This window comes from Pseudooceanicola sp. LIPI14-2-Ac024 (genome assembly GCF_042188925.1).
Lineage (GTDB): Bacteria > Pseudomonadota > Alphaproteobacteria > Rhodobacterales > Rhodobacteraceae > Pseudooceanicola.
In genome coordinates, this window is record NZ_CP170102.1 from 2,230,354 (window position 1) to 2,253,449 (window position 23,096).

Annotated in this window: 19 protein-coding genes; 11 read left to right on the forward strand and 8 right to left on the reverse strand. The window is 68.6% G+C overall.

Annotated elements, in window-relative coordinates:
• The first annotated feature begins 99 nt into the window (after nt 1–99).
• Nucleotides 100–2,508, forward strand: a complete 2,409-nt coding sequence (locus ACE2AC_RS10945) for a CaiB/BaiF CoA transferase family protein (protein WP_375687025.1) — start codon at nt 100–102, stop codon at nt 2,506–2,508.
• A gap of 14 nt (nt 2,509–2,522) precedes the next feature.
• Complete coding sequence (locus tag ACE2AC_RS10950) at nt 2,523–3,323, forward strand: enoyl-CoA hydratase/isomerase family protein (RefSeq protein ID WP_375687026.1); 801 nt, start codon at nt 2,523–2,525, stop codon at nt 3,321–3,323.
• Nucleotides 3,324–3,343: 20 nt separating this feature from the next.
• On the opposite strand, the gene ACE2AC_RS10955 is transcribed toward ACE2AC_RS10950, so the two are convergent.
• Nucleotides 3,344–4,009 carry a glutathione S-transferase family protein gene (locus ACE2AC_RS10955; RefSeq protein ID WP_375687027.1) on the reverse strand — a complete coding sequence of 222 codons (666 nt, stop codon included), beginning with the start codon at nt 4,007–4,009 and terminating at the stop codon, nt 3,344–3,346.
• Nucleotides 4,010–4,093: 84 nt separating this feature from the next.
• Between ACE2AC_RS10955 and ACE2AC_RS10960 the strand changes: the two genes are divergently transcribed.
• Together ACE2AC_RS10960 and ACE2AC_RS10965 are read left to right on the forward strand one after the other, a co-directional pair.
• A complete protein-coding gene (locus ACE2AC_RS10960) occupies nt 4,094–5,323 on the forward strand; it encodes a polyhydroxyalkanoate depolymerase (RefSeq protein ID WP_375687028.1) in 1,230 nt (409 codons plus the stop codon).
• A 70-nt stretch (nt 5,324–5,393) separates the two neighbouring features.
• On the forward strand, nt 5,394–6,173 hold the full coding sequence (locus ACE2AC_RS10965; RefSeq protein WP_375687029.1) for a VOC family protein: 780 nt from the start codon (nt 5,394–5,396) through the stop codon (nt 6,171–6,173).
• Here ACE2AC_RS10965 and ACE2AC_RS10970 read toward each other — a convergent pair.
• From ACE2AC_RS10970 to ACE2AC_RS10980, 3 genes are read right to left on the reverse strand one after another with little or no spacing between them, the layout of a single operon-like run.
• Nucleotides 6,170–6,583, reverse strand: a complete 414-nt coding sequence (locus ACE2AC_RS10970; protein ID WP_375687030.1) for a Rieske (2Fe-2S) protein — start codon at nt 6,581–6,583, stop codon at nt 6,170–6,172. The genes ACE2AC_RS10965 and ACE2AC_RS10970 overlap by 4 nt on opposite strands.
• A complete protein-coding gene (locus ACE2AC_RS10975) occupies nt 6,583–7,689 on the reverse strand; it encodes an amidohydrolase family protein (RefSeq protein ID WP_375687031.1) in 1,107 nt (368 codons plus the stop codon). Before ACE2AC_RS10975 ends, ACE2AC_RS10970 begins: the two co-directional genes overlap by 1 nt.
• A gap of 3 nt (nt 7,690–7,692) precedes the next feature.
• The gene (locus ACE2AC_RS10980; RefSeq protein WP_375687032.1) at nt 7,693–8,772 is read right to left on the reverse strand and encodes an amidohydrolase family protein; all 1,080 of its coding nucleotides are present in this window, start codon (nt 8,770–8,772) and stop codon (nt 7,693–7,695) included.
• Nucleotides 8,773–8,920: 148 nt separating this feature from the next.
• Between ACE2AC_RS10980 and pcaC the strand changes: the two genes are divergently transcribed.
• The 3 genes from pcaC to ACE2AC_RS10995 are packed head-to-tail and all read left to right on the forward strand — an operon-like array spanning nt 8,921 to nt 10,996.
• Nucleotides 8,921–9,307 (forward strand): 4-carboxymuconolactone decarboxylase, encoded by a 387-nt coding sequence (pcaC, locus tag ACE2AC_RS10985; RefSeq protein ID WP_375687033.1) that lies wholly within the window; start codon nt 8,921–8,923, stop codon nt 9,305–9,307.
• Nucleotides 9,304–10,185 carry an NAD(P)-dependent oxidoreductase gene (locus ACE2AC_RS10990; RefSeq protein WP_375687034.1) on the forward strand — a complete coding sequence of 294 codons (882 nt, stop codon included), beginning with the start codon at nt 9,304–9,306 and terminating at the stop codon, nt 10,183–10,185. The genes pcaC and ACE2AC_RS10990 overlap by 4 nt, the downstream gene beginning before the upstream one ends.
• 22 nt (nt 10,186–10,207) lie before the next feature.
• Nucleotides 10,208–10,996: an N-acyl homoserine lactonase family protein gene (locus ACE2AC_RS10995; RefSeq protein ID WP_375687035.1), complete on the forward strand. Its 789-nt coding sequence runs from the start codon at nt 10,208–10,210 to the stop codon at nt 10,994–10,996.
• Nucleotides 10,997–11,023: 27 nt separating this feature from the next.
• Here the strand turns inward: ACE2AC_RS10995 and ACE2AC_RS11000 are convergent, their stop codons facing one another.
• The 3 genes from ACE2AC_RS11000 to ACE2AC_RS11010 all read right to left on the reverse strand — a co-directional run bounded on the left by ACE2AC_RS11000 (nt 11,024) and on the right by ACE2AC_RS11010 (nt 14,726).
• Nucleotides 11,024–12,058 carry an NADP-dependent oxidoreductase gene (locus ACE2AC_RS11000; protein WP_375687036.1) on the reverse strand — a complete coding sequence of 345 codons (1,035 nt, stop codon included), beginning with the start codon at nt 12,056–12,058 and terminating at the stop codon, nt 11,024–11,026.
• A gap of 75 nt (nt 12,059–12,133) precedes the next feature.
• Complete coding sequence (locus ACE2AC_RS11005; RefSeq protein WP_375687037.1) at nt 12,134–13,456, reverse strand: 3-hydroxyacyl-CoA dehydrogenase NAD-binding domain-containing protein; 1,323 nt, start codon at nt 13,454–13,456, stop codon at nt 12,134–12,136.
• A gap of 199 nt (nt 13,457–13,655) precedes the next feature.
• Nucleotides 13,656–14,726: a DUF475 domain-containing protein gene (locus ACE2AC_RS11010; protein WP_375687038.1), complete on the reverse strand. Its 1,071-nt coding sequence runs from the start codon at nt 14,724–14,726 to the stop codon at nt 13,656–13,658.
• A gap of 314 nt (nt 14,727–15,040) precedes the next feature.
• Between ACE2AC_RS11010 and ACE2AC_RS11015 the strand changes: the two genes are divergently transcribed.
• The gene (locus ACE2AC_RS11015; protein ID WP_375687039.1) at nt 15,041–16,231 is read left to right on the forward strand and encodes a polysaccharide pyruvyl transferase family protein; all 1,191 of its coding nucleotides are present in this window, start codon (nt 15,041–15,043) and stop codon (nt 16,229–16,231) included.
• On the opposite strand, the gene ACE2AC_RS11020 is transcribed toward ACE2AC_RS11015, so the two are convergent.
• Nucleotides 16,209–17,888 (reverse strand): hypothetical protein, encoded by a 1,680-nt coding sequence (locus ACE2AC_RS11020; protein WP_375687040.1) that lies wholly within the window; start codon nt 17,886–17,888, stop codon nt 16,209–16,211. The genes ACE2AC_RS11015 and ACE2AC_RS11020 overlap by 23 nt on opposite strands.
• Nucleotides 17,889–18,080: 192 nt before the next feature.
• Here ACE2AC_RS11020 and ACE2AC_RS11025 point away from each other — a divergent pair, with 192 nt between their 5' ends.
• From ACE2AC_RS11025 to ACE2AC_RS11035, 3 genes are all read left to right on the forward strand, one after another.
• A complete protein-coding gene (locus ACE2AC_RS11025) occupies nt 18,081–19,589 on the forward strand; it encodes a hypothetical protein (protein WP_375687041.1) in 1,509 nt (502 codons plus the stop codon).
• A 67-nt stretch (nt 19,590–19,656) separates the two neighbouring features.
• The gene (locus ACE2AC_RS11030) at nt 19,657–21,900 is read left to right on the forward strand and encodes a GumC family protein (RefSeq protein ID WP_375687042.1); all 2,244 of its coding nucleotides are present in this window, start codon (nt 19,657–19,659) and stop codon (nt 21,898–21,900) included.
• Nucleotides 21,901–21,915: 15 nt separating this feature from the next.
• Nucleotides 21,916–23,061 carry a glycosyltransferase gene (locus ACE2AC_RS11035; protein ID WP_375687043.1) on the forward strand — a complete coding sequence of 382 codons (1,146 nt, stop codon included), beginning with the start codon at nt 21,916–21,918 and terminating at the stop codon, nt 23,059–23,061.
• The last annotated feature ends 35 nt before the right edge of the window (nt 23,062–23,096 follow it).

Consider the following 23,096-nt stretch of genomic DNA (forward strand, 5'->3'; position numbering starts at 1 on the left):
GCGGGCATCATGCATCTGCGATGTGGCCGGGCCGAAATTGCCCGCGGCCGCGCGGCGGCTAGCCTGACACCCGGCCCCCGGCAGCCGAGGAGAGGTGACATGGGCGTGTTCGACGGCATCCGCGTGATCGAACTGGGCAGCGACGGCGCGCTCAGCTACTGCGGCAAGCTCTTCGCCGATTTCGGCGCCGAGGTGGTGAAGGCCGAGGTACCGGGCGGCGATCCATTGCGACAGATGGAGCCACGGATCGACATCGGCGGCACGCGCGAAAGCGCGTGGTTCGGATGGGCCAACACCAACAAGCGCTCGATCACCGCCGACTGGCGCGATGCGGCGGATGCCGAGCGCCTGTCGGCCCTGATCGCGGCCAGCGACGTGCTGCTCGACGCCCGCGCGCCGCGGGATGTCCTGTCGGGACGGCTGGCCCACGACACCCTGCGCGCGGATCACCCGGGCCTCATCCTCACCCATGTCACCGCCTTCGGCACCGGCGGACCCTATGCCGACCACCAGGCCAGCCCCGCCGTCCTGCGCGCGCTCGGCGGGCTGGTCGAGGGGATGGGGCCCGTCGACGGCCCGCCGATGATCGTCGACGACACGCAGACGGCGGTGACCTGCGGCCTTGCCGCCTTCATCCCGACCGCGGCCGCGCTGTTCGACCGGGCCGCCGGCGGGCGCGGGATCGAGCTGTCGTGCCAGGAGGCCCTGGCGCACGCGGTCGAACTGGACATGAGCTATGCCACCCGCGGCGTGCCACGCCGCCGCTCGGGCGTGAACCTCTTCGGACGGCACTACCCGTCGAGCATCTACCGCACCGCCGATGGCTGGCTGGGCGTGTCGACCGTCACTCCCGCCCAGTGGCGCGGCATGTGCGAGGCCTTCGGGCTGGGCGACATCGCGGACCATCCGAACTACGCTACCCATGATGCGAGGTTGGCGAACGCGGCCGAGCTGGACGCGACGCTGGAGCCCGCGATCGCGCAGAAGACGTCGGAGGCGTGGTTCCGGCTCTGCAACGCACGCAAGCTGCCGGTCGTGATCGTGCCGCGGATGGACCAGCTGCTGGAGCAGAAGGTGCACCGTGAGCGGGGGGCCTTCGTGCCCGTTCGCTTCGGCGACGCCAGATACGAAGGCCCCGTGCTGCCCGCCCGGCTTGGCGGGGCGGAGGAACCTCTGGCAGGCGGGACGGCACCGCGCGCCGGGGCGCAGGACGGCGACTACATCGACCTGCCCGCGCCGCGCCCCGCTGGCCAACGCGCGCCGGGTGACCGCCGCCCGCTTGCCGGTGTCCGGATCATCGACCTCTCGATGGGCTGGGCCGGCCCCTTCGCCACCCGGCACCTTGCCGACCTCGGGGCCGAGGTGATCAAGGTCGAAGGATGCTCCTACCCCGACTGGTGGCGCGGCACCCACATGGACCGGGCGTTTTACGAGGACCGGCTCTACGAGAAGAACAACGCCTACCTGATGATGAACCGCAACAAGCGGGGCATCACGCTGGACCTGACGGTGCCCGAGGGGCGGCAGCTGCTGCTCGACCTCGTGGCAGGGGCGGACGGATTCATCGAGAACTATTCCTCCGAGGTGCTGCCCAAGCTGGGCCTCTCGCATGACGTGCTGCAGGCGGCGAACCCCAAGCTGGTGATCCTGCCGATGGCGGCCTTTGGCCTCGGCAACGACTGGAGCGCGACGCGTGCCTATGGCGGTACGCTGGAACAAGCGGCCGGTCTGCCCACGCTGGTGGGTGCGCCCGACTGGCCACCCGCGATGGCAGCCTATGCTTACGGCGATCCGATCGGCGGATACAACGCGGCTGCCGCGATGATCCTGGGGCTTCTGGCGCGGCAGAGGACCGGCGCGGGCCGGATCATCCGCTTCAGCCAGATCGAGGGGATGCTGACACTGGCCGCCGCCGGGATCACCGAGCAATCGGCGACCGGGCAGCTGGCGGAGCGGACCGGCAACAGGCACCGCAGCTTTGCGCCGCAGGGCGCCTATCGCTGCGGCGGGACGGATGACTGGCTGGTCCTGACGGTGCGGTCCGATGGCGACTGGACCCGGCTGGCGCCGGTGATCGGACTGGATGATCCCGCGCTGACGAAAGTCGAAGCGCGCCGGGCGCAGCACGACCGCATCGACGCCGCGATCTCGGACTGGTGTGCGGGGCGCACGGCGGACAAAGCCATGGCCGCGCTTCAGGCGCAGGGCCTGGCCGCCGGCGTCGCACGGTCCACGCCCGCCCTGCTCACCGATCCCAACCTCGTCGCCCGCGACACCTGGGCCCGCCTGCCCCGCGCCTTCGTCAGCGAAAGCGTGCTGCAGCGCACCGCCTACCGGTTCGAGGGGCAGCCCTGCCCGATCACCAACCCCTCGCCCACCCTGGGCGAACACAACACCGAGGTCTTCACCCGCATCCTCGGCCTTTCGCCCGCCGACCTACGCGGGCTGGAGGCGCGCGGCATCATCGGCACCGAGGCCGTCCCGAAGGGCGGCAAGGTCCCGGCCTGACAGGAGGTATCCGCATGAACATGGCCCACAACCCCGAGGTCTGGACCGCCGACGCGCCGGTCCTCTACGAGGTCCGCAACCGCATCGCCTATGTCACCCTGAACCGCCCCGAGGTGCGCAACGCCATGAACGGCCAGATGGCCGACATGCTCAAGGCCGCGTGGCAGCGGCTGGAGGCGGACGAGGACGCGCTGGTCGGTATCCTCTGCGCCAGGGGCGATCACTTCAGCGTCGGCAAGGACCTGAAGGAGAAGGACGACAGTGGCATCCCGCACCGCCTGCACATGGGCTATCCGCCGAACGGGCGGACGCTCTTCAAGCCGCTGATCGGGGCGATCCAGGGCTATGTCATGGGCGGCGCCTATTCCTATGCGATCCGCGGCACCGACCTGACCATCGCCGCCGACGATACGGTGATCGGGTTTCCCGAAGCGAAGGCCGGGATCGCCATACCCCCAATCGGCTACGTGCCGCTGATGCCGTTCAAGATCAGCCTCGAATTCATGCTGCTGGCGTGGAAGGGCGGCCGCTTCATCGACGCCGAGAAGGCCTGGCGCTACGGCATGGTCAACGAGGTCGTGCCGCGCGCGGACCTGATGGACGAGGCGACGAGGTGGGCCGAGATGCTGCTCGAGGTGCCGCCGATGTACATCAAGGCGATCAAGGCCGGGCACTACCGCGGGCAGCAATTGCGCTACCTCGAGAACGAGCACGATTTCGTCGATTACATCTGGCCGCAGCAGGTGAGCGAGGACCGGCAGGAAGCCATCGACGCCTTCTTCGAAAAGCGCAGGCCCGAGTTCCGCAACCGGTAGGGTTCTGGGGGCAGCGCCCGTCAGAACTCCACTTCGAGTTCGACAACCTCGTCGGGCTCGGCCAGCGCGGCCTCGGTCCATTCCTTCATCGGCGCCCAGTCGAAGATCGTGTCGCAATAGGCCTGCAGCGGCTTTTCCAGCTCGACCGCGTAGGTCCGGAACCGGGTGCAGACCGGCGCCCACATGGCGTCGGCGATGGTCGGTTCACCGAACAGGAACGGCCCACCATAGGTCGACAGGCATTCGGTCCAGATCTCCTTGACCCGGGCCACGTCGGGCCGCGCGCCGGAGAAGATCTTGAACGCCCCGTGCCGCGCCTTGAGGTTCATCGGCAGGGCGGAGCGGAGGTTGTAGAAACCGGAGTGGATTTCGCCTGACACCGCCCGGCAATGCGCGCGGGCCTTGATGTCGTCGGGATAGAGGCCCGCGTCCGGGAAGATCTCGTTGAGATATCCCGCGATCGCCAGCGTGTCCCAGACATCAACACCGTTGTGGCTGAGCCGCGGCACCCGCACCGAAGGGGCGAGCAGCAGGAGCTCCTGCCGGTTCTCGGGGTCATCGGGATCGACGACCTTCTCCTCGAACTCCAGCCCCGCCATCCGGCACAGGAGCCACCCGCGCAGGGACCAGGAAGAGTAGTTCTTGGACGATATCGTCAGCGTCGCCTTGGACTTTGCTTTCGCCATGATCACACCTGTGGTCTTTCATGCTGCGCTGCATCGAATTTTGTCGCACCGCAGCAAAGGATTCACTAGCCTTTTCTGCATAGAATGCTCCGCGAGGCCGCGATGCTCTACCAAATGTACCAATTTCAGGACGATCTGATCGCACCGATGCGCCACCTGGCGCGCGGCGCCAAGCTGGACGGCTCGGCCTTCGGGCAGATGCTGAACGGCGCCGTCCGTCCCTTCGACGCGACGATGGAAATGATCTCGCGCTTCCGCCTGACCCACGACCGGCCGGATTTCTGCATCCGCCGCGTGCCCGTCGGAAACGCCGTGGTCGAGGTCCGCGAAGAGGTCACGCTGGACCTGCCCTACGGCAACCTGCTGCACTTTGCCAAGGACATCGACACGCCGCAGCCGAAGGTGCTGATCGTCGCGCCGCTGTCGGGCCATTTCGCCACCCTGCTGCGCGGCACGGTTGAGGTGATGCTGCGCGACCACGATGTCTACATCACCGACTGGAAGAACGCCCGCGACGTACCTGCGGACGCCGGCGCCTTCGGGGTCGAGGACTACGTCGAATACCTGATCCGGTTCCTCGAGGAACTCGGGCCCGACAACAACATCCTCGCCGTCTGCCAGCCCTGCGTGCAGGCGCTGATCGCCGTCTCGGTTATGTCACAGCAGGACAACCCCTGCACGCCACGCACCATGACGCTGATGGCCGGCCCGATCGACGTCCGCGAAAGCCCGACCGAGGTCAACGACCTCGCCTTCGACAACGACCTGGGCTGGTTCGAACGGAACGTCATCGCCACCGTGCCGAACCGCTTCGCCGGGCGCGGGCGGCAGGTCTATCCCGGCTTCGTGCAGCTCTTCAGCTTCATGATGATGAACATGGACAGGCACCAGTCGCAGCACAAGAAGCTCTACGACCACCTCGCCCGGGGCGAGACGGCCGAGGCCGAGCGGATCATGGAGTTCTACGACGAGTACTTCGCCGTGCTCGACCTGACCGCCGAATTCTACCTCGAGACCATCGACCGGATTTTCCAGCGGGCAGAACTCGCCAAGGGCGAATTCCACTATCGCGGAGAGCTGGTGGACCCGAGCGCGATCCGCAAGACGGCCCTGCTGACGGTCGAGGGCGGGCGCGACGACATCTGCTCGCTGGGGCAGACGGCGGCGGCGCACGATCTGTGCAGCTCGCTCCGCCCGCACCTCAAGCGACACCATCTGCAGGCGAATGTCGGGCACTATGGTGTCTTCAACGGCGGCAAGTGGGAACGCGAGATCTACCCGGTGGTCCGCAACATGATCCTGGCGATGGAATAGCCGCCAGCCATGCGCCTGGCGCATGTCGGAATCCGCGTGAACTCCCCCCGGATTCGGGCAGGCTGTGCGCATGGGTATCTACCTGCGGCAAATCTGCCTTGTGGCACGAAACCTTTCCCCGACCATCGACACCTTGCGCGATGTCTTCGGCCTCGCCCCCGTGTTCGTCGACGAGGCGGTCGGCCAGTACGGGCTGGAAAACACGCTCATGGGGGTCGGCACCCAGTTCCTCGAGGTCGTCGCGCCGGTGCGCGAGGACACGGCGGCGGGCCGCTACCTCGACCGGATGGGCGGCGATTCCGGCTACATGGTGATCTGCCAGGCACAGCGCCCCGAGGAGCAGGCCGCCGTCCGCGCCAATGCGGCGGCGCATGGTGTGCGGGTCGCGAACGAACGTGACGCGGGCAGCTACCGCATGATGCAGCTGCACCCCGGCGACATGGGCGCGGCGTTCCTGTCGGTCCCCTGGGTCGAAGGCGGCGACACCCGCGGCACCTGGCCCTTTGCCGGTGGCACCGGCTGGCAGGACCTCGTCACGGACGACTTCGTCACCGCGATCACCGCGGCCGAGCTGCGGTCGAGCGATCCGGACAAGCTGGCCGCCCACTGGGGCGCCGTGTCGGGGCTCAGGGTCGAGACGCGGGGCGGCCTGCCGATGATCAAGCTCGGCAATGCGACCCTGCGATTTGCCGAGACGCGGAATGGCCGGCCGGACCGGCTGGCGGGCCTCGACCTCGCGGTGCGTGGCCGCGACCGGATCCTGTCACGGGCCAGGAAACGCGGGCTGTCGATATTCAAGGAAGAGGTCGAAATCTGCGGCGTGCGCTTTGCCCTGAACGAGGCGGACTAAAGCTCCACCACCACGACATCGCCCTCTTGCGTGACATCGTATTTCTCGAGCGGCCCCACCGTCTCGACCTCTGCGGCCTTCACGACACTCACCTCCACCGGACGCGAGCGTATGCGCCCGGGCCGTGCCATGCTCTCTCCAGTGCGGATGTCGAACTCCCACCCGTGCCAGGGACAGCGCAGGATCTCGCCCTTGCGCGACATGCGGATATCGCCGGGGCGGTCGCTTTCCACGAGTGAGATCAGGTGACCGGCGCAAAGGCTGCCGCCCTGGTGCGGGCAGCGGTTCAGCATGCCGAACCATTCCCCGCCCACCCGGAAGATGACGATGGGCCGCCCCTTCACCTCGACCAGCTTGCGGTCGGTGGCTTCGAAATCGGCGACCCGCGCGACGACATGCTTCTCGCCCATCAGTCCAGCCCGTAGACCCGGTAGGCGTTGTCGCGGAAGAACCCGTTGCGCTGCGCCTCGGTCAGCTGCACCGGCAGGGCGCGCTGCGGGTCGTCGAAATCCCAGTGCGGGTAGTCCGAGGCGTAGAGCACCCGGTCCCAGCCGATCCAGTCGATGCATTCGACCAGCTGCTGGCGGCGGTCCGGCTCTTCGATCGGCTGGGAGGTCAGCCAGATGTGCTCGCGGATGTATTCCGACGGCGGCCGCTTGACGTGGGACAGTTCCAGCCGGTTCTTCTCCCACACCTTGTCCATCCGCCAGGCGAGCGACGGCAGCCAGGCGATGCCGCCCTCGACGATCACCAGCTTCAGGTCGGGAATGCGTTCGAAGACGCCTTCGTAGACCATCGAGGTGATCAGCCCCGCGCAGCTCTGCGAATGGGCCATCATGTCCTCGATGTAATAGGACGGCCAGCCGCTGCCCGTGCAGGGGTTCCCGGCATTGCCAAAGGCGTGCACGCCGACCGGCAGGCCATGGGCGGCGGCCGCTTCGTAGATCGGCCAGTATTTCCGGTGCCCCATCGGGTCCGGCGTGCGCGACAGCATCGAGACCTGGACGAAGTCGTCCTTGTGCGCATGCCTCTCGATCTGTTCGACGCAGGCCTCGGCGCATTCGTAGGCCATGACGATGGAGCCCCTGATGCGCCTCTCCTGCGAGGTCCAGAACGCCTCCTGCCAGTCGTTCATCGCGGCGCAGACCGCGACGGCGAGGTTCATGTTCTGCAGCGCCTGCCCGACCCGCAGCGGGATCATCACCGCCATGTCCACGTTGTGCGGATCGAGGTGCTGCTCGCGGAAGAACGCCAGGTCCGAGGCCGGTGGCCCGCCGGTCGGTGGAAAGGCGTCCCGGCGCGAGGCGCGGGGCTGGCCCTTGGGATACTGCGTGCCGCCCGCGAAGCCGATGCGCTGCACCATGCCGTAGGTGTCGATGTAGTCGCGCCAGCGCTTCTCGAGGAAGGGATAGACCTCGTCCTCGAGCGAGGCAGGGGTCGGGTGCACGTCGCAATCGGCGATGCCGAGGCGGGCGGGGCGTGCCGTGTCGGGCTGCGGTTTCGTCTCGACGTTCATGGCTCAGCCCTCCAGCCGCGCGTAGGTCGCGCGGGGGTTGTCGATCATCATCTTGCGGATCTGGCTCTCGGACAGGCCGTCGGGCACGGCCCCTGCCCCGTCGAACTGCCAGTGCGGGTAATCGGTGGAGAAGAGCAGCAGCTCCTCGCTCCCCAAATGCTCCATCACCCGCGCCAGCGTTTCGCCATCGGGCGGCGCATCGACCGGCTGCAGCGTGAAGCGGATGTTCGACGCCACGATTTCGCGCGGGAGGCGGTCGACCCAGGGGATCAGCATCCGCAGCCCCTGCCAATACTTGTCCAGCCGCCAGAGATAGGCGGGCAGCCAGGTCACGCCGCTTTCGCTCATCACCACCTTGAGGTTCGGGTGAACGGAGAAAACGCCCTCTGTGATCAGGCTGGTCAGCGTGGTCTGGAAGTTCACGCCGTTGGCCACGTAGTCCTGCGCGTGGAAACTGGACCAGCCGACGCCGGTGGTCGGGTGGCGATACATGCTCCCCGCGTGGATCGCGACCGGCAGCCCGTGTTTCTCGGCCGCCTTGTAGATCGGCCAGTGGTACCGCTTGCCGAGCGGCATTTCCCCCATCACCAGCATCAGCACTTGGACGAAACGCCGTTCACCTGCCAGCCGCTCGATCTCCTCCGCCGCCTGCTCCGGGTCCTGCTGCGGCACCACGATGGAGGCGCGCAGGCGCGGATCGCGGTCGAGCCACTCGGCGCGCGTGTAGTCGTTTAGGCCGCGCGCGAAGGACGCCGCCATGTCCTGCTCCATCAGGATCTGCAGCCCCAGCAGCGGGTTCAGGATCGCCGTGCCGACACCCATCCCGTCGAACAGGTGCTTCTGCATCCCCGCCAGCGTTCCGCCGCCGTCGGCCCGCCAGTCGTCGCGGCAGGTGATCGGCGCGTTCGGCGGGTAGTGCACGGAGTGCAGCGCCTCGATCCCCCGGTCCACCACCTGTTCGGCCAGGTAGTCGTCGAGATAGGGCATCAGCGCCTTCATGCTGGGCTGCGCGGGGTGGACGTCGCAATCCACCGCGCCGGGCAGGATCGCGCTGTCGGTCTTCGGATCCAGCAGGGTTTCCACGGTGTCCCTCCCCTTGGCTCTCGCCGCCAAGGCTAGCGCAGCCACCCGAGTCCGGCACGGAATTTCCACGGATGACACGGATGCGATCCGCCCCTTGCATCCGGGAACGATTTCCCGCCTCCTTGCCGAAACGGAAAGGGAGGCCACGATGGACCGCGCAACTTACGACAAGGGCATGAAAATCCGCCGCGAGACCCTGGGCGACGCATATGTCGACAAGGCCGTCGCGGGGATCGACGACTTCACCCGCGAGTTCCAAGAAATGGTGACGACCTACTGCTGGGGCGAGGTCTGGGGCCGCGAGGGGCTGGACCGCAAGACCCGGTCGATCATCAACCTCGCCATGATCTCGACCCTGAACCGGCAGCACGAGCTGGCGGCGCATATCCGGGGTGCGATCAACAACGGCGTCAGCCGGGACGAGATCAAGGAGGTGCTGCTGCAGGTCGGCATCTACGCGGGCGTGCCCGCGATGGTCGACAGTTTCCGCACCGCCAAGGCCGTGCTGGCAGAGATCGACGGCGACGGGAAATGACCCGTCTCGGCTTTGTCGGCACCGGCACGATGGGCGACCCGATGGTCGCCTGCCTCGTCCGGGGCGGACACCGGCCGCTGCTGCTGGATGCCTCGGCCGGGGCCGCGCGGCGGGTGGCCGACCGCGAGGGGCTGGAGGTGGCAGAGGGTGGCGCCGCGCTCGGGGCGGCCTGCGACACGGTGATCCTGATGCTGCCGACCTCGGCCATCGTGCGCGAGGTCTGCCTTGGCCCTGGCGGGCTGGCCGAGGGGATGGACGGCGGCGTGATCGTCGACATGTCCTCGTCCGACCCGATCGAGACACGGACACTGGGGGCGGAGCTGGCAGAGCGCGGCATCACCCTGCTCGACGCGCCGGTCTCGGGCGGGGTGCGGAAAGCGCGGGACGGGACGCTGGCGATCATGCTGGGTGGCGACGATGCGGGTGCGATGGACGCGGTCGAGCCGGCGCTGCGCGCCATGGGAAAAGTCTTCCGCGCCGGGCCGCTCGCCGCCGGGCACGCGACCAAGGCGCTGAACAACTACGTCTCGGCCGCCGGGCTGCTGGCGGCCTGCGAGGCGGTGATCGTGGGACGGGACTTCGGCCTGGACCCCGCCGTCCTGACCGAGATCGTCAACGCCTCCACCGGCCGGAACAATTCGACCGAGAACAAGATGGCGCAGTTCATCCTCTCGGGCGCCTACCGCGACGCCGGTTTCGCGATGAGCCTGATGGCCAAGGACGTCGGGCTGGCGGCGGCCCTCGGGCGGCACACAGGGCACGATTTCCCCGGCCTCGGCGCGATCTCGGAGGTCTGGGCCGAGGCGTCGGACCAGCTCGGCACCGGGGCCGACCACACCGAGATCATGAGATACCTGGAGGGCCTGGAGGAAGGCTGAGGTGCAAGCGGGGGAGGAGACCATGCACGCCGAGTACGAGGTTTACGCGATCCAGTACGCGACACTGCCGGAACGGCTGTCGTCGGACAATTTTCTGGGCGGCGATCCGCACGACAATGCGCCGATGCCGCTGCATTACTACATCTGGGTGATCCGCGATGCCGACCGGGTGATCCTGGTCGACACCGGCTTCAACGCCGAACGCGCGGCGGCGCGGGGGCGGCAGATCGACCGGAACCCGATCGACGCGCTCAAGGTCCTGGGCATTGCGCCGGACGACGTGGACACGGTGATCATCACCCACCTGCACTACGACCACGCGGGCAACATGGACCGCCTGCCGCTCGCCCGCTTCGTCCTGCAGGAGGCCGAAATGCAATGGGCCACCGGCCCGGCCATGCGCCACGCCCTGATCCGGCATCCGTTCGAGCTGGGCGATGTGCAGCTGATGGTGGCCCTGAACTACGGCGAGCGGCTGGACTGGGTGAACGGCGACGAGGAGATCACGCCGGGCATCTGGGTGCATCACCTGCCCGGCCATTCTCTGGGCCTGCAGGCGGTGACGGTCGAAACCGTGATCGGTCGCATCTGCCTCGCCTCGGACGCCGCGCATTTCTACGACAACATCGGCTATGGCCTGCCCTTCCCGATCACGGCCGACCCGGCCGGGCAGCTGGCCGGGCACGAGGCGGTGGTGATGCTGGCGGAGCGGCCGGAACTGCTGGTCCCCGGTCACGACCCCCGGGTGAACGAGATGTTCGAGGCGCTGGCGGACGATCCGCTGATCTTTGACCTGACCAAGCCGCTCTAGCCGGGGTGGGGGCCGGTCGCCTGTGCTCTAAGCCTCGGCTGAGGTGCGGATGAGCGTCTTGCCGAGGTTCCCGCCCTGCATCATGTCGATATAGGCGGCGGGCGCGGTTTCGATCCCGTCGCGAATGTCCTCGCGGTAATGGATCAGGCCCTCGGCGTACCAGCCCGAGACGTCGCGCAGGAACTGGTCGAAGTGGCTGTCGACGAAATTGCCGACGAAGTGTTCGTTGACGATCACCCCGCGTTCGGCCCGGAGCGCGGCGGAACGCGCCATCAACGCCTCCTTGCCCCTGGCCGAGGACCCGTCAGGCCGTTCACCGATCAGCCCGCAGATCGTCATCCGGGCGCCCCGGTTGAAAAGCACGGCGGTCGCATCGAAGAGCCGCCCGCCGACGTTCTCGAAATAGACATCCACCCCGTCCGGGCAGGCCGTCGCCAGATCGTCCTCAAGCGTCGGGGAGCGGTGCGAGACCACGGCGTCGTAGCCGAGGTCGTCCAGCGCCACGCGCATCTTCTCGGGCGATGACACGATCCCGACCGCCCGGCAGCCCCGGATCCGCGCCAGCTGCCCCACGATCTGCCCCACCCCGCCGGTCGCCGCCGAGACGACGACCGTTTCGCCCGGCTGCGGCTGCCCCTGCACCAGCAGCCCAACATAGGCCGTCAGCCCGTTCATTCCCAGCACACCGAGCGCCAGCGAGGGATGCCCGAAGGACGGGTCGATTTTCCGCGTCCTCATGTAGACATGTTCCGGCACGCCCTGCCCGACCAGCCCGTACTCGGCCCAGCCGTTGAGGCAATGAACGAAATCGCCGGGCTGCCAGTCGGGGGCGTTCGAGACCTCGATCTGCGCCACGGTCCGGGCGTGCAGCACGTCGCCGGGCTTTTCCAGCCCGCGCACCTTGTAGCCCCACTGGTAGGGGTCGAGCGAGATGTAGACCGTCCGCGCCAGCGCCTGCCCGGGGCCGGGCACGGGCACCGGTGCCTCGCGCAGGGCGAAGTTCGCGGGCACTGGCATCCGCTCGATCGGGGTGTCGGTGAGGGTCCATTGGCGGTTCGTCATGCCGTCCTCCGAACGGAGCCATGAGGGCGCCGCCCGGCGTGTCGCCGGGCGAGGCCTGTCATCGGCGTCGGGGCCTCACCCCGCCTTGCGCTGTTCGGTCCCGGCGGTCTTCAACCCGCCCAGGTCGAGATCGACAAAGGAGCCTCCCTCGGCCGCGAGCTTCTTCAGCGTCTCCGCCGGGGCGAAATCCGGGTCCTCGGCACCCAGCTTCTCCATCCGCGCCAGCACCGCCTTGGCACCGACCTTGTCGCCGTAGAACATCGGCCCGCCCTTGTCCTGCGGCCAGCCGTAACCGTTGATCCAGATCACGTCGATGTCGGACGGGCGCTGCGCCTTGTTGTCCTCGAGGATCTTCACTGCCTCGTTGATCATCGGGTATATCAGGCTCTCGGTGATTTCCTCCTGGCTCATGGTCGAGGGCTCGGCCCCGGTAACCTCGCGGATCACCTTCTCGGTCACTTCCGACGGGCGACGGTTCCGCGCCTCGTCGTAATCGTAGTAGCCCGCGCCGGTCTTCTGCCCGCGGCGGTCCATCTCGCACAGTGCGTCGCGGATCGGGTTCGCGGTGGTCGCGCCCTTGGACCAGCCGATGTCGAGGCCGGCGAGGTCGGACATCTGGTAGGGCCCCATCTTGAAGCCGAACGCGTTGATCGCGGCGTCGATGTCCCAGGGCATGACGCCCTTGTAGAGCAGCTTGTTCGCCTGCATCTGGCGCGCGCGCAGGATGCGGTTGCCGACGAAGCCGGGGCAGACGCCCGCCATCACCGCAACCTTGTTGATCTCCTTGGCGATCTTCATCGAGGTCTCGACCACGTCATCCGCCGTATGATCCGCCCGGACCACTTCGAGCAGCTTCATCACGTTGGCGGGGCTGAAGAAGTGCAGCCCGATCACGTCCTCGGGGCGCTTGGTCACCGCCGCGATCTCGTCGATGTCGAGGCCCGAGGAGTTCGTCGCCAGGATCGCGCCGTCCTTGCAGATCGCGTCGAGCTTGGTGAAGACCTCCTTCTTCACGTCCATGTTCTCGAACACCGCCTCGATGATGAGGTCGCATCCGGCGAGGTCCTCCATCTTCAGTGTGGGGGTCATCCGGCCCATCCGCGCCTCGACCTCGTCCTGCGGGAACCGGCCCTTGTCGGCGCTGCGCTGGTAGTTGCCGCGCATGACCTTGAAGCCGCGGTCGAGCGCCTCCTGCTTGGTCTCGACGATCGTGACCGGGATCCCGGCGGTGGCGAAGTTCATCGCGATCCCGCCGCCCATGGTGCCCGCGCCGATGATGCCCACCGACTTGACCGGACGCGTCGTGGTGCCGGGGGCGAGGTCGTCGACCTCCCAGGCCAGCTTGCCGGATTCGCCGAGGTAGTCGGCGACGTCCATTCCCGAATGCACTTTGCTCATGGGTCCTCTCCCTGGTCGGCCGCGCCGCGCAGCGCCACCGGGTGGGTGCGAGGCGGGCAAGTTCCGCGGCGCACCCGTGGCGGGCGCACCGTGCCGAAGGCCAGAAACCGCGGAAGGCAGGGGCAGGCAAGCGGGCGACGCGGTTTTTCACGTCCCCGAAGAATGCCGCGCGCCGGGGCAGTCCCGGCGCGCGGCGGGGTCAGCCTGCCTCGACCATGCAGCCGTAGCGCCGGTTCCACCGGATCGAGGACCAGAGCGCGATGCCGATCAGCGCGGCACCGCCCAGCCCGGTGATGGCCTCGGGGATGTGCACGAGGGTCTGGGCATACATGATCACCGACAGGATCAGGATCGCGTAGAACGCCCCGTGTTCGAGGAACTGGTACTGCGTCAGCGTCCCCTTCTCGACCAGCATGATGGTCATCGAACGGACGTACATCGCCCCGATGCCAAGCCCGATGGCGATCACGAAGAGGTTCTGCGACAGGGCGAAGGCCCCGATCACCCCGTCGAACGAGAACGAGGCATCCAGCACTTCCAGGTAAAGGAACGCCCCCAGCCCGCCGCGCGCGGCGCCGGTCATCGCGTCCTGCTGGCGATCGAGGACCTGGCCCAGCACCTCGACCAGCAGGAAGGTCAGCAGCCCCCAGACGCCCGCGCGCAGGAAGGTTGCCGCGTCGCCGGGCGCCTGCAGGCGCGAGAACGCGATCAGCACGATCAGGACCACCGCGATCTCGATCCCCCGGACCGAGGAATAGCGCACCGCCCAGGCCTCGACCCGGGCGATCCAGTGCACGTCCTTCTCGTGGTCGAAGAAGAAGTTCAGCGCCACCATCATCAGGAAAGTGCCACCAAAGGCCGCGATCGGCAGGTGCGCGTGATGCATGATCTCGGCATAGCGGTCCGGGTCGGACGCGGCGAGGACCAGGGCATCGACCGGACCGATCCGCGCGGCGATCACCACGATCAGGACCGGAAAGAGGATCCGCATCCCGAAGACGGCGATCAGGATCCCCCAGGTCAGGAAGCGGTGCTGCCATTCCGGCGTCATCGTCTTGAGCTTGTTCGCGTTGACGATGGCATTGTCGAAGCTGAGCGAGATCTCGAGCACCGACAGCACCGCGACGATGAACAGGACCGAGGCCATGCCGGACATCGTGCCGGTCTGCACCCAGCCCAGCCAGGCGCCGAGGCCGAGGCCGGCGGCGGTGAAGCCGAAGGCCCAGGTGAAATATCCAAGGGTGGACTTGTGGGTCGCGGGCTGGCTCATGTCGAGGCCCCCACGACGGAACAGGATTGCGACGCCCCCCGGCCGCAACAAACGAAACTGGACATTGAGACTTCCGTCATGCGGCTTGCCAACAGATCTGCGCCGACATCGCGGAAGTGCCGCAAGACTTCCACCAGAGGGGCCCGGTCGCCATCAGACCCGCGGGCGGCCGACTCGGGCCGACCGGAACGGGTCCGGAATCTGTGCGGCCAATCTAGTGGCTTGCCCCGGGCTGTGCAATTCTGTCCTCGGGGCGCGCCGGCGAAGTTATCCGCGGATCGCGGCGCGGCGGTAACGGAACGGGGACAGACCGGGTGAAGATCGTGCAGTTCGGCGTCGGGCTCAGCCCGAACCTTGGCGACGGCGTGATCGCCGATTGCCTGGCCTACGGGCTGAAGGCACGGCGGCAGGGCATCACGGTGACATGCGTCGACATCTCGGGGCGGACGGCACGCGGCGAACAGACGGTGGCCAACCGGCGGCTGGCGATGGCCCTGCTCGACCACCTGCCCCGCCCGCTGCGCCATGCCATCGCGCGCCGCAAGCTGGAGGGGATCGTGGACCGGGTGGCCGGGGACTGGACCCGCGCGGTGCAGGATGCCGACCTTGCGGTGATCGGCGGCGGGCAGATCTTCTCAGACGCCAACCTGAACTTTCCGGTCAAGATCGGGCGCGCCGCCGGGATCCTCGCCGCCGCCGGGACACCGACGGCGGTCTACGCGGTCGGTGTGTCCGGCAACTGGTCGGACGAAGGGCGCGACAGGTTCGCCCGCGTCCTCGACTGCGACCTGCGCCTGGTCGGCACGCGCGACAACGCTTCGGCCATGGCCTGGGACCGCCAGATGCCCGGCGGCCCCGCGCCGCAGCTGACCGCCGATCCGGGCCTGCTCGCGGCGCCGTGCTACGGCCCGCCCGGCGACGCGGCAGAAGGCATCGGCCTCTGCATCACCGATTTCGCCGTGCTGCGCCACCACGCGGACGGCCGCATCGCGGGCCAGGGATCATCGGCCGACGCTTTCTATGCGGGCATCGTCGAGGCGCTTGTCGCGGGCGGCCACCGGGTCACGCTCTTCTGCAACGGCGCCACGGAGGACGCGGCCCAGATGGCGCGGCTGGCCGCGCTGCCCCGCCTTGCCGCCTTGGCCGCCGACGGCCGCCTGACCGTTCTGCCGCTGGCCACGACCCCCCGTGAGCTTGCCCTGCAGATCGCAGGGTGCCGGGCCGTGATCGCGCACCGGCTGCATGCCTGCATCGTCGCCTACAGCTACGGCCGCCCGGTGGTCGGGCTGGGCTGGGACAGCAAGCTGCGTGCGTTCTTCGACGCCGTCGGCCTTGGTGAGAGCTTCTGCGACCGCCCCGACATCAACGGCGCGGGGATCGCGGCCCTGGCCACCGCCGCCATCGACCGCGGCATCGGCCGGGACGATCACGCCACGGCGCTTGGCCGGGCCTGGTCCGGGATCGACCTCCTCCTCGAAAGCCTCACTCCGCCCGGCGCAGGGTGATCCGGAACTCGGTCACGTCGCCCTTCGCATTGCCGTTCGGCCCGACTGCGAACTCCAGCCGGCTGCCCGCCGCCATCGGGATCGCGAGGCGCGAGAACTCCATCCTCTCCCGGCTGTTGAAGGCGATCTGTTCCACCCCGTCGAGCGTGATCCGGACGGTCACCCCATCCTTGCTGCGGCTGGCCGGATCGAAATGCGCCTCGACCGACACGCGCATGTCCTCGGGCGCGACGAAGGCATGCCGGATCTCGACCGGGAAGGACTTGCCGCCGCCGGGCAGCAGGCTGTCGGGCTGCACCCGGACCGAGGCATCCGACGCGATGCCGAGGTAGGGCGTCCAGGGCGTGCCCGGCCGGGCCTGCCCCGGCATCAGCACCATCGGCACCTCCGCGTCGGGCGTGGCGATATGGACGTGCAGCCCGTCGCAATCTGCGGTGTCGCCATCCTCGGGCGGATAGGGGAACTGGTGATAGCTGTCGGCCAGCACCTCCTGCGGACCAAGCGCGAAATCACGCCCCTCGACCAGCGCATCCGGCGCGATCAGGATCAGCGGCTCCGTCTCGCTCAGCCGGAAGCCGCGTCCGTCCAGCAAGTTGCCGCGGACGTCGTGCACCGTTACGTCGTCGGACATCACCCGCAGGTCGCGCGGCATGCCCCAGATCACCAGCTTCCGCCCCGCAAAGAGGCAGGCATAGGTGAACGCGTCGTCCGAGGCATCGACCACCGCCCGCCCCTCAAGCTCGTCCTGCGCAAAGAGAAACGCGCGGCCCGCATCCGTCGTCTCTCCGGCGGCATCGATCAGCGGGACATAGTCGTCGCCCCGGTCGTTCAGCGCGTACCACGCCATCCGCAACACGCCTGCCAGCGCCATCTGGCAGTAGCCGCGCATCAGCACGCCCGGCGCGGCCTCGGGGTCCTGCGACCCGAACTCGGTGATTTCGACGGGCATCTCGCGCAAGGCCGGATCGCGGCGCATCACGGCGACCTGGCGGGCGATGTGTTCGACGGGGGTGGAATAGGGATGCAGGGCGATCGCATCCATGTGCCCCACGGCGCCCCGGCGGGTCAGGCGCGAGAGGTATCCCGTCGGAATCGAATGGACGCCGCCGCCGATGATCCGCACGTCCGGGCGGACCGCGTGCACCTGCCCCGAAACCGAGGCCAGCAGCCGCGCATAGGCCTGTGCCCGCGCGTCGAGGTCCTGGTCCTTCAGCGGGCCCTCGACGAAGTTGGCGCTGTTGAATTCGTTCCCGACCTCGACCGCGTCGATGTTCGGGAACCGCGTCACCACCTCGGCTGCGTGCCGGCCAAAGGCGCGCACCGCCGCGTCCGACAGAGGCGTGTGACCCTTGTCATAGGCGGGATGCCCGAAATTGACCGTGAGGCTCATCCGCGCCCCGCCCAGGGCCAGGGCATCGGGAAAACTGTCGCGTTCTCCCTCGAAGGTGAAGGTGCCCGCCGCGTCCTCGACCCGGTCCCAGTAGACCGCGTCACGGAAATCCCGCACCGGCAACGCCAGGGCCGCGTCCAGCATCTCGGGCTGGGCGCCCTGGCCGAAGTTCGACGCGGCCGCCAGCACCGGACCGCGCAGGTCAAGCGCCATGGCAGGGCCGGCGAGGACCGCCAGCGCCATCGGAAGGGCGAGGATGTGGCGCATGGTGTGGCTCCATCAGAACGCGAAGGCCACCGTGGGGCGATCAGCCCGACCGTGCAACCTGTGGCCCCCCACCGTTTCCCGTTCGCGGACAGAGCGCCCGGGAACGCGTCGCTATGCGCCGATCCGTGTCCTATCCGCCCGCCAGCGTTGCATCGCGCTTGACCCAGGGGCCGCCTCCGCGCCTCTGGAGTCATGGAAATCGTGCCGTCCACCCTTCTCGCCCTGGTCTGCGTGCTGGGGCTGCTGATCCAGGGGCCCTACCGGGGCCTGTGGATCTTTTTCGCGGTGACCCCGCTGGGGGCGGCGGCGGCCTTCAACCTGCCCGCGCTTGGCGGCGCGTCGATCCTGATCCCCGACATCGCGGCCCTGACCATGCTGGGCCTTGTTGCCATCCACCGCGGCGGCCCGGCGATGATCGCGGGCACCATGCGCTACGGCCAGCCGGGATTCTGGCTGATGCTGCTGGCGGTCTACGCGGTCTTTTCCGCGCTTTTCCTGCCCCGCGTCTTTGCCGGCCAGACCGAGGTCTTCAGCCTGGCCCGCAAGGCCAACGAGGTCGGCATCGTCGAAGTCCCGCTGCGCGCGTCGAGCGGCAACATCACCCAGCTCTTCCGCCTGATGCTGGGCGTCGCGACCTACCTGGCCGTCGCCACCGTCTTTCGCCTGCGTCCCGACGCCGCGATGGTCCTGAAGGCCGTCGCCATCGCGACCGGGATCAACGTGGCGCTCGGCGTGCTCGACGTGCTCAGCTACGAGGCCGGCGTGGCCACGATCCTCGACCCCATCCGCAGCGCCAACTACGCGATCCTCTACGACGTGCGGATGATCGGGGTGAAGCGGATGATCGGCGGCTACCCCGAGGCCAGCAGCTTCGGCTTCTACACGCTCGGGCTGTTCGGTTTCTGGCTGCAGTACTGGTTCGGCACGCCGAAATCGCGGCTGGCGCTGACCATGCTGCTGCTGACCACGATCGCGCTTCTGCATTCGACCTCCTCCGCGGCCTACGTCGCGCTGGTGATCTTCCTCGTGCTTCTGGCGGGTGTCGGGCTGACCTCGAACCTGCGGCACCGCCTGCACCGGCGCGGGACGCTGATCGCGGTCGGTGGACTGCTCGTGGCGCTGCTTGCCGCGCTGGCGCTCTTTGCCGGGTACGAGCTTGTCTCGCCCGCACGGCAGTTCTTCGACCGGGCGCTCTTAGACAAGCTGCAGGGCGCCTCTGGCGTCGAGCGGATGAGCTGGAACGCCCAGGCCTTCGAGAACTTCCGCGACACGCTGGGGTTCGGTGCCGGCCTCGGGTCGATCCGGGCGTCGAGCTGGCTGATGGCGACGCTGGCGAGCCTCGGCATCCTCGGCACGCTCTGCGCGCTGATGTTCATCGGGTCCGTCCTGGCGGGGCGCGAGGGGCGGCGTGGCGCGGACCAGCGGGCGGTGGTGATCCGCGCCCTGCGGGCGGCCTGCCTGGCGCTGGTGCTGTCGGCCGTTCTCACCGGCGCGACGCCGGACCTCGGCGTGACCTTCTTTGCCTTTGCCGGCCTCGCCGCCGGACTGGCGCGCGGCGCGATTCTGCAGCGCCGCAAGACCCCCGCAGCGCGGTCGCGCCGGATCGGCCAATCCCCGAACAATCCGCCTGCTGCGCCCGCATTGTCGCCGGATGGCGACCGCAACGGGCCGGATTACGGCAGCAATCTGGCGAAATCTTGACGCAAACGCCGCAGCGTTAAGATAGTGGGCGGGGCGGCCGCTGACGGCGGCCGGATCGGAGCAGGTGATGGTAATGTCCTCAGAAATGCCGGATGCGTTCGGACGCGGGGTGCTGTCGCGCAACCCCTCGGGCCGGGCCGACTCCGACGGGGACGGCGTCGACCTGAACGAACTGGGCCGCGGTGTCTGGCGCGGGCGCTACGTGATCGTGGCAGCGGCGCTGGCGGGCGCGATCCTGGCCGGGCTGGCGGTGAACACGGTCACCCCGCGCTATGCCGCGATGACCCAGCTGCTGCTGGAAAGCCGCGAGCGGCGCTACATCACCAACGAACAGGTGGTGTCCGATCTCAAGCTCAACGACCAGGTGGTGGCGAGCGAGATCTCGATCCTGCGCTCGAACGTCCTGCTCGAGGACGTGATCGCCCGGATCGATGCCGAAGCGCCCGGCGCGCTCGACGCGATCGACCCCGCGATGCAGCCCGACAGCTACCTCGACCGCGCCAGGGACGAGGCCAAGGCGCTGGTCCGCCGCGTCCTGCCCGCGACCGACACGGCCGACGAGGCGAGCGGCGACATCACCCGCCGGGCCCGGCTCGAACGCCTGACCTGGGCGATCCGCCGCAACGTGGAGATCTGGCGCGACGGCGATGCCTACATCATCTCGGTCATGGCCAGCACCGTGGACCCGCAGCTTTCGGCCCTGCTCGCCGCGACGATCGCCGACCGCTACATCGCGCTGCAACTCGAGGGCCGCCAGCAGACCGCGGCCCAGGCCACCGAGTGGATCGAGAACCGCGTCACCGACCTGCGCGGCCAGGTCGAGGCGGCCGAGGACGCGGTCGAGGACTACCGCGCCGACCTGCTGACCACCCACGGCACCAGCCTCGACATCATCACCCAGCGGATGGGCAGCCTGAACGACGAACTGCTGCGCGCCCGGATCGACCGTGTCTCGGCCGAGGCGCGGTACCAGGAGATCTCGCGCCTGATGGAGACCGGCGGCTACGAGGCGCTTGGCAGCACGCTCTCGTCGGAAACCATCACCGAGCTTCTGCAGCGCCGGGTCGAGATCCGGCGCAACGACGCCCAGTGGGCCAACTCCTTCGACGAGACGCACCCGGAACGCCTCAGGCTCAAGCGCCAGCTGGAAGAGGTCGACCGCGCCCTGACCGGTGAGTTCCAGCGCGTCCTGGACGCGCAGCGCAACGAGGTCGAGATCACGCGCATCCGCGAAGAGACCCTGTCGGACGACCTGGACGCGGTGGAACGCAAGTACCTGTCGATCTCGCGCAGCGCCATCGGCCTGCGCGAACTGGAACGCGAGGCGCAGGCGGCCCGCAACATGTACACCGACCTGCTCAACCGCTACGCCGAGACCCGCACGCAGGAGAATTTCCAGCACGCCGATGCGCGGATCGTGGAACGGGCGACGGTGCCCGGCGCGCCTGCCTCGCCCCGGCCCAAGCTGATGATCTTTCTCGGCCTGCTGGTCGGCGGCACGCTCGGGCTGGGCTATGTCCTCTTCCGGACGCTGATGCGCCCGACCTACCGCAGCCTCTCGGGCATCGAGGCCGAGACCGGGCTGCCGGTCCTCTCTGCCGTGCCGACCCGCAAGTGGCGCAGCACCGCTGCCGCGCTGGACGAGGTCGACCGGAAGCCCATGGGCCCGGTGGCGGAATCCCTGCGCAAGCTGCGCAACGAACTGGCCCTTGGCAGCGAGGACGCGGATCCGGTCAGCGTCGCCCTGATGTCGGCCCTGCCGGGCGAGGGCAAGACCACCACCACCCTCCTGCTGGCCCGGCTGGCCGAGATGGCCGACAAGCTGGTGATCGTGGTCGATTGCGACATGCGGCAGAACTCGATCCAGTCGGAGTTCAACTGGCCCCTCACCCACGATTTCGGAGAGCTCATTCGCGGTGAATGCGGCCTGCTCGACACGATCTACACCGACACCGGCCGTGGCTTCGACGCGCTGGTCGCCCGCGCCCCGCAGCCCGACGCCGCCGACCTGTTGTCGTCGGAATGGCTGCACGAGGTGCTGGAGCGGCTCAAGGACTTCTACGACGTGATCCTGGTGAACTGCCCGGCCACCCTGCCCGCCGCCGATGCGCTGGTGGTGGCCCGCGCCGTCGACCAGCGGGTCATGCTGGTGCGCCACGACCATACGCCACGGTCCGCCGTGCAGCGGGCCATCGGGCTGCTCGAACACAACGGCCTCGACTCGCGAGGCGTGGTGATGACGCAGGTCGATCCGGCGCGGGTGCCGCAGGCCTACCTGTACGAATACGGCTACGACGTGAAGGCGGTCTGACCGATGGCCGCGCCCATGTCCGACGCACCGCGCGTCGCGCTCATCCATTACTGGCTGGTCGGCATGCGCGGCGGCGAGAAGGTGCTGGAAGCGCTCTGCCGGATGTTCCCGCAGGCCGACATCTACACCCATGTCCACGACCCCGCGCAGATCAGCGACACGATCAACGCGCACCGGGTGGTGCAGACCCGTGTCGGGCGCCTCCCCTTTGCCCGGCGGATGTACCAGAGCTACCTGCCATTCATGCCCCGCGCGCTGGAAGAGCTGGACCTGACCGGCTACGACCTCGTGATCTCGTCCGAGTCCGGGCCGGCCAAGGGGGTGATCGCGCCGCCCGACGCGTTCCACCTCTGCTACTGCCATTCGCCGATGCGCTACCTCTGGGACCAGTACCACGTCTACCGCGCCAACGCCGGGCTGGCGCAGCGGCTTGTCCTGCCGCACGTGGCGCACCGGCTGCGCGGCTGGGACGTGACCAGCGCCGCCCGCGTCGATGCCTTTGCCGCGAACTCCCGCCATGTCGCCGCCCGGATCGAAAAGTACTGGCGCCGCGAGGCCGAGGTCGTCGCGCCCCCCGTCGCGGTCGAGGATCTTAGCCCCGCCCCTGCCGGGGAGATCGGTGATTACTACCTCTGGTGCGGAGAGCTGGCGCCCTACAAGCGGCCCAACCTGGTGATCGAGGCTTTTAACCGCCTCGGCCTTCCGCTGGTCATGATCGGCGGCCCCGGCAAGACGGCCGAGCGCCTGGCGGCCACGGCACGCGACAACATCCGCATACTGGGCCGTACGGATTTCGACACCCTCCGCCACCACCTGTCCCGGTGCCGTGCGCTGGTGTTCCCGGGCGAGGAGGATTTCGGCATCGTCCCGGTCGAGGCGATGGCCTCGGGCCGCCCGGTGATCGCCTATGACCGGGGCGGCATCCGCGACACCGTCGTGCCGGACCGCACCGGCCTGCTGTTCCGCGAGCAGAGCGTCGAGGCCCTTTGCGCCGCCATCGACCGTTTCGAAGCCGAGACGCTCCACCGCGTCGACAGCGCCGAGCTGGTCCGCCATGCCCGCCGCTTCAACGAAGGCGCCTTCCGCGCCGGGATCGCGCGGATGTTGCCGCCGGACCTGCGCCCCGAGGGCATCGCGGCGCTCAGTCGTCCGGCGGAGTGACACGCACGCCTGCCGCTGGCCGCCCGAGGACCCGC

What these genes read in the sequence shown, in the direction of transcription:
- ACE2AC_RS10945 (WP_375687025.1), top strand. Translation starts at nt 100, where the DNA reads ATGGGCGTGTTCGACGGCATCCGCGTGATCGAACTGGGCAGCGACGGC.
- ACE2AC_RS10950 (WP_375687026.1), top strand. Translation starts at nt 2,523, where the DNA reads ATGAACATGGCCCACAACCCCGAGGTCTGGACCGCCGACGCGCCGGTC.
- ACE2AC_RS10955 (WP_375687027.1), bottom strand. Translation starts at nt 4,009, where the DNA reads ATGGCGAAAGCAAAGTCCAAGGCGACGCTGACGATATCGTCCAAGAAC.
- ACE2AC_RS10960 (WP_375687028.1), top strand. Translation starts at nt 4,094, where the DNA reads ATGCTCCGCGAGGCCGCGATGCTCTACCAAATGTACCAATTTCAGGAC.
- ACE2AC_RS10965 (WP_375687029.1), top strand. Translation starts at nt 5,394, where the DNA reads ATGGGTATCTACCTGCGGCAAATCTGCCTTGTGGCACGAAACCTTTCC.
- ACE2AC_RS10970 (WP_375687030.1), bottom strand. Translation starts at nt 6,583, where the DNA reads ATGGGCGAGAAGCATGTCGTCGCGCGGGTCGCCGATTTCGAAGCCACC.
- ACE2AC_RS10975 (WP_375687031.1), bottom strand. Translation starts at nt 7,689, where the DNA reads ATGAACGTCGAGACGAAACCGCAGCCCGACACGGCACGCCCCGCCCGC.
- pcaC (WP_375687033.1), top strand. Translation starts at nt 8,921, where the DNA reads ATGGACCGCGCAACTTACGACAAGGGCATGAAAATCCGCCGCGAGACC.
- ACE2AC_RS10990 (WP_375687034.1), top strand. Translation starts at nt 9,304, where the DNA reads ATGACCCGTCTCGGCTTTGTCGGCACCGGCACGATGGGCGACCCGATG.
- ACE2AC_RS10995 (WP_375687035.1), top strand. Translation starts at nt 10,208, where the DNA reads ATGCACGCCGAGTACGAGGTTTACGCGATCCAGTACGCGACACTGCCG.
- ACE2AC_RS11000 (WP_375687036.1), bottom strand. Translation starts at nt 12,058, where the DNA reads ATGACGAACCGCCAATGGACCCTCACCGACACCCCGATCGAGCGGATG.
- ACE2AC_RS11005 (WP_375687037.1), bottom strand. Translation starts at nt 13,456, where the DNA reads ATGAGCAAAGTGCATTCGGGAATGGACGTCGCCGACTACCTCGGCGAA.
- ACE2AC_RS11010 (WP_375687038.1), bottom strand. Translation starts at nt 14,726, where the DNA reads ATGAGCCAGCCCGCGACCCACAAGTCCACCCTTGGATATTTCACCTGG.
- ACE2AC_RS11020 (WP_375687040.1), bottom strand. Translation starts at nt 17,888, where the DNA reads ATGCGCCACATCCTCGCCCTTCCGATGGCGCTGGCGGTCCTCGCCGGC.
- ACE2AC_RS11025 (WP_375687041.1), top strand. Translation starts at nt 18,081, where the DNA reads ATGGAAATCGTGCCGTCCACCCTTCTCGCCCTGGTCTGCGTGCTGGGG.
- ACE2AC_RS11030 (WP_375687042.1), top strand. Translation starts at nt 19,657, where the DNA reads ATGGTAATGTCCTCAGAAATGCCGGATGCGTTCGGACGCGGGGTGCTG.
- ACE2AC_RS11035 (WP_375687043.1), top strand. Translation starts at nt 21,916, where the DNA reads ATGTCCGACGCACCGCGCGTCGCGCTCATCCATTACTGGCTGGTCGGC.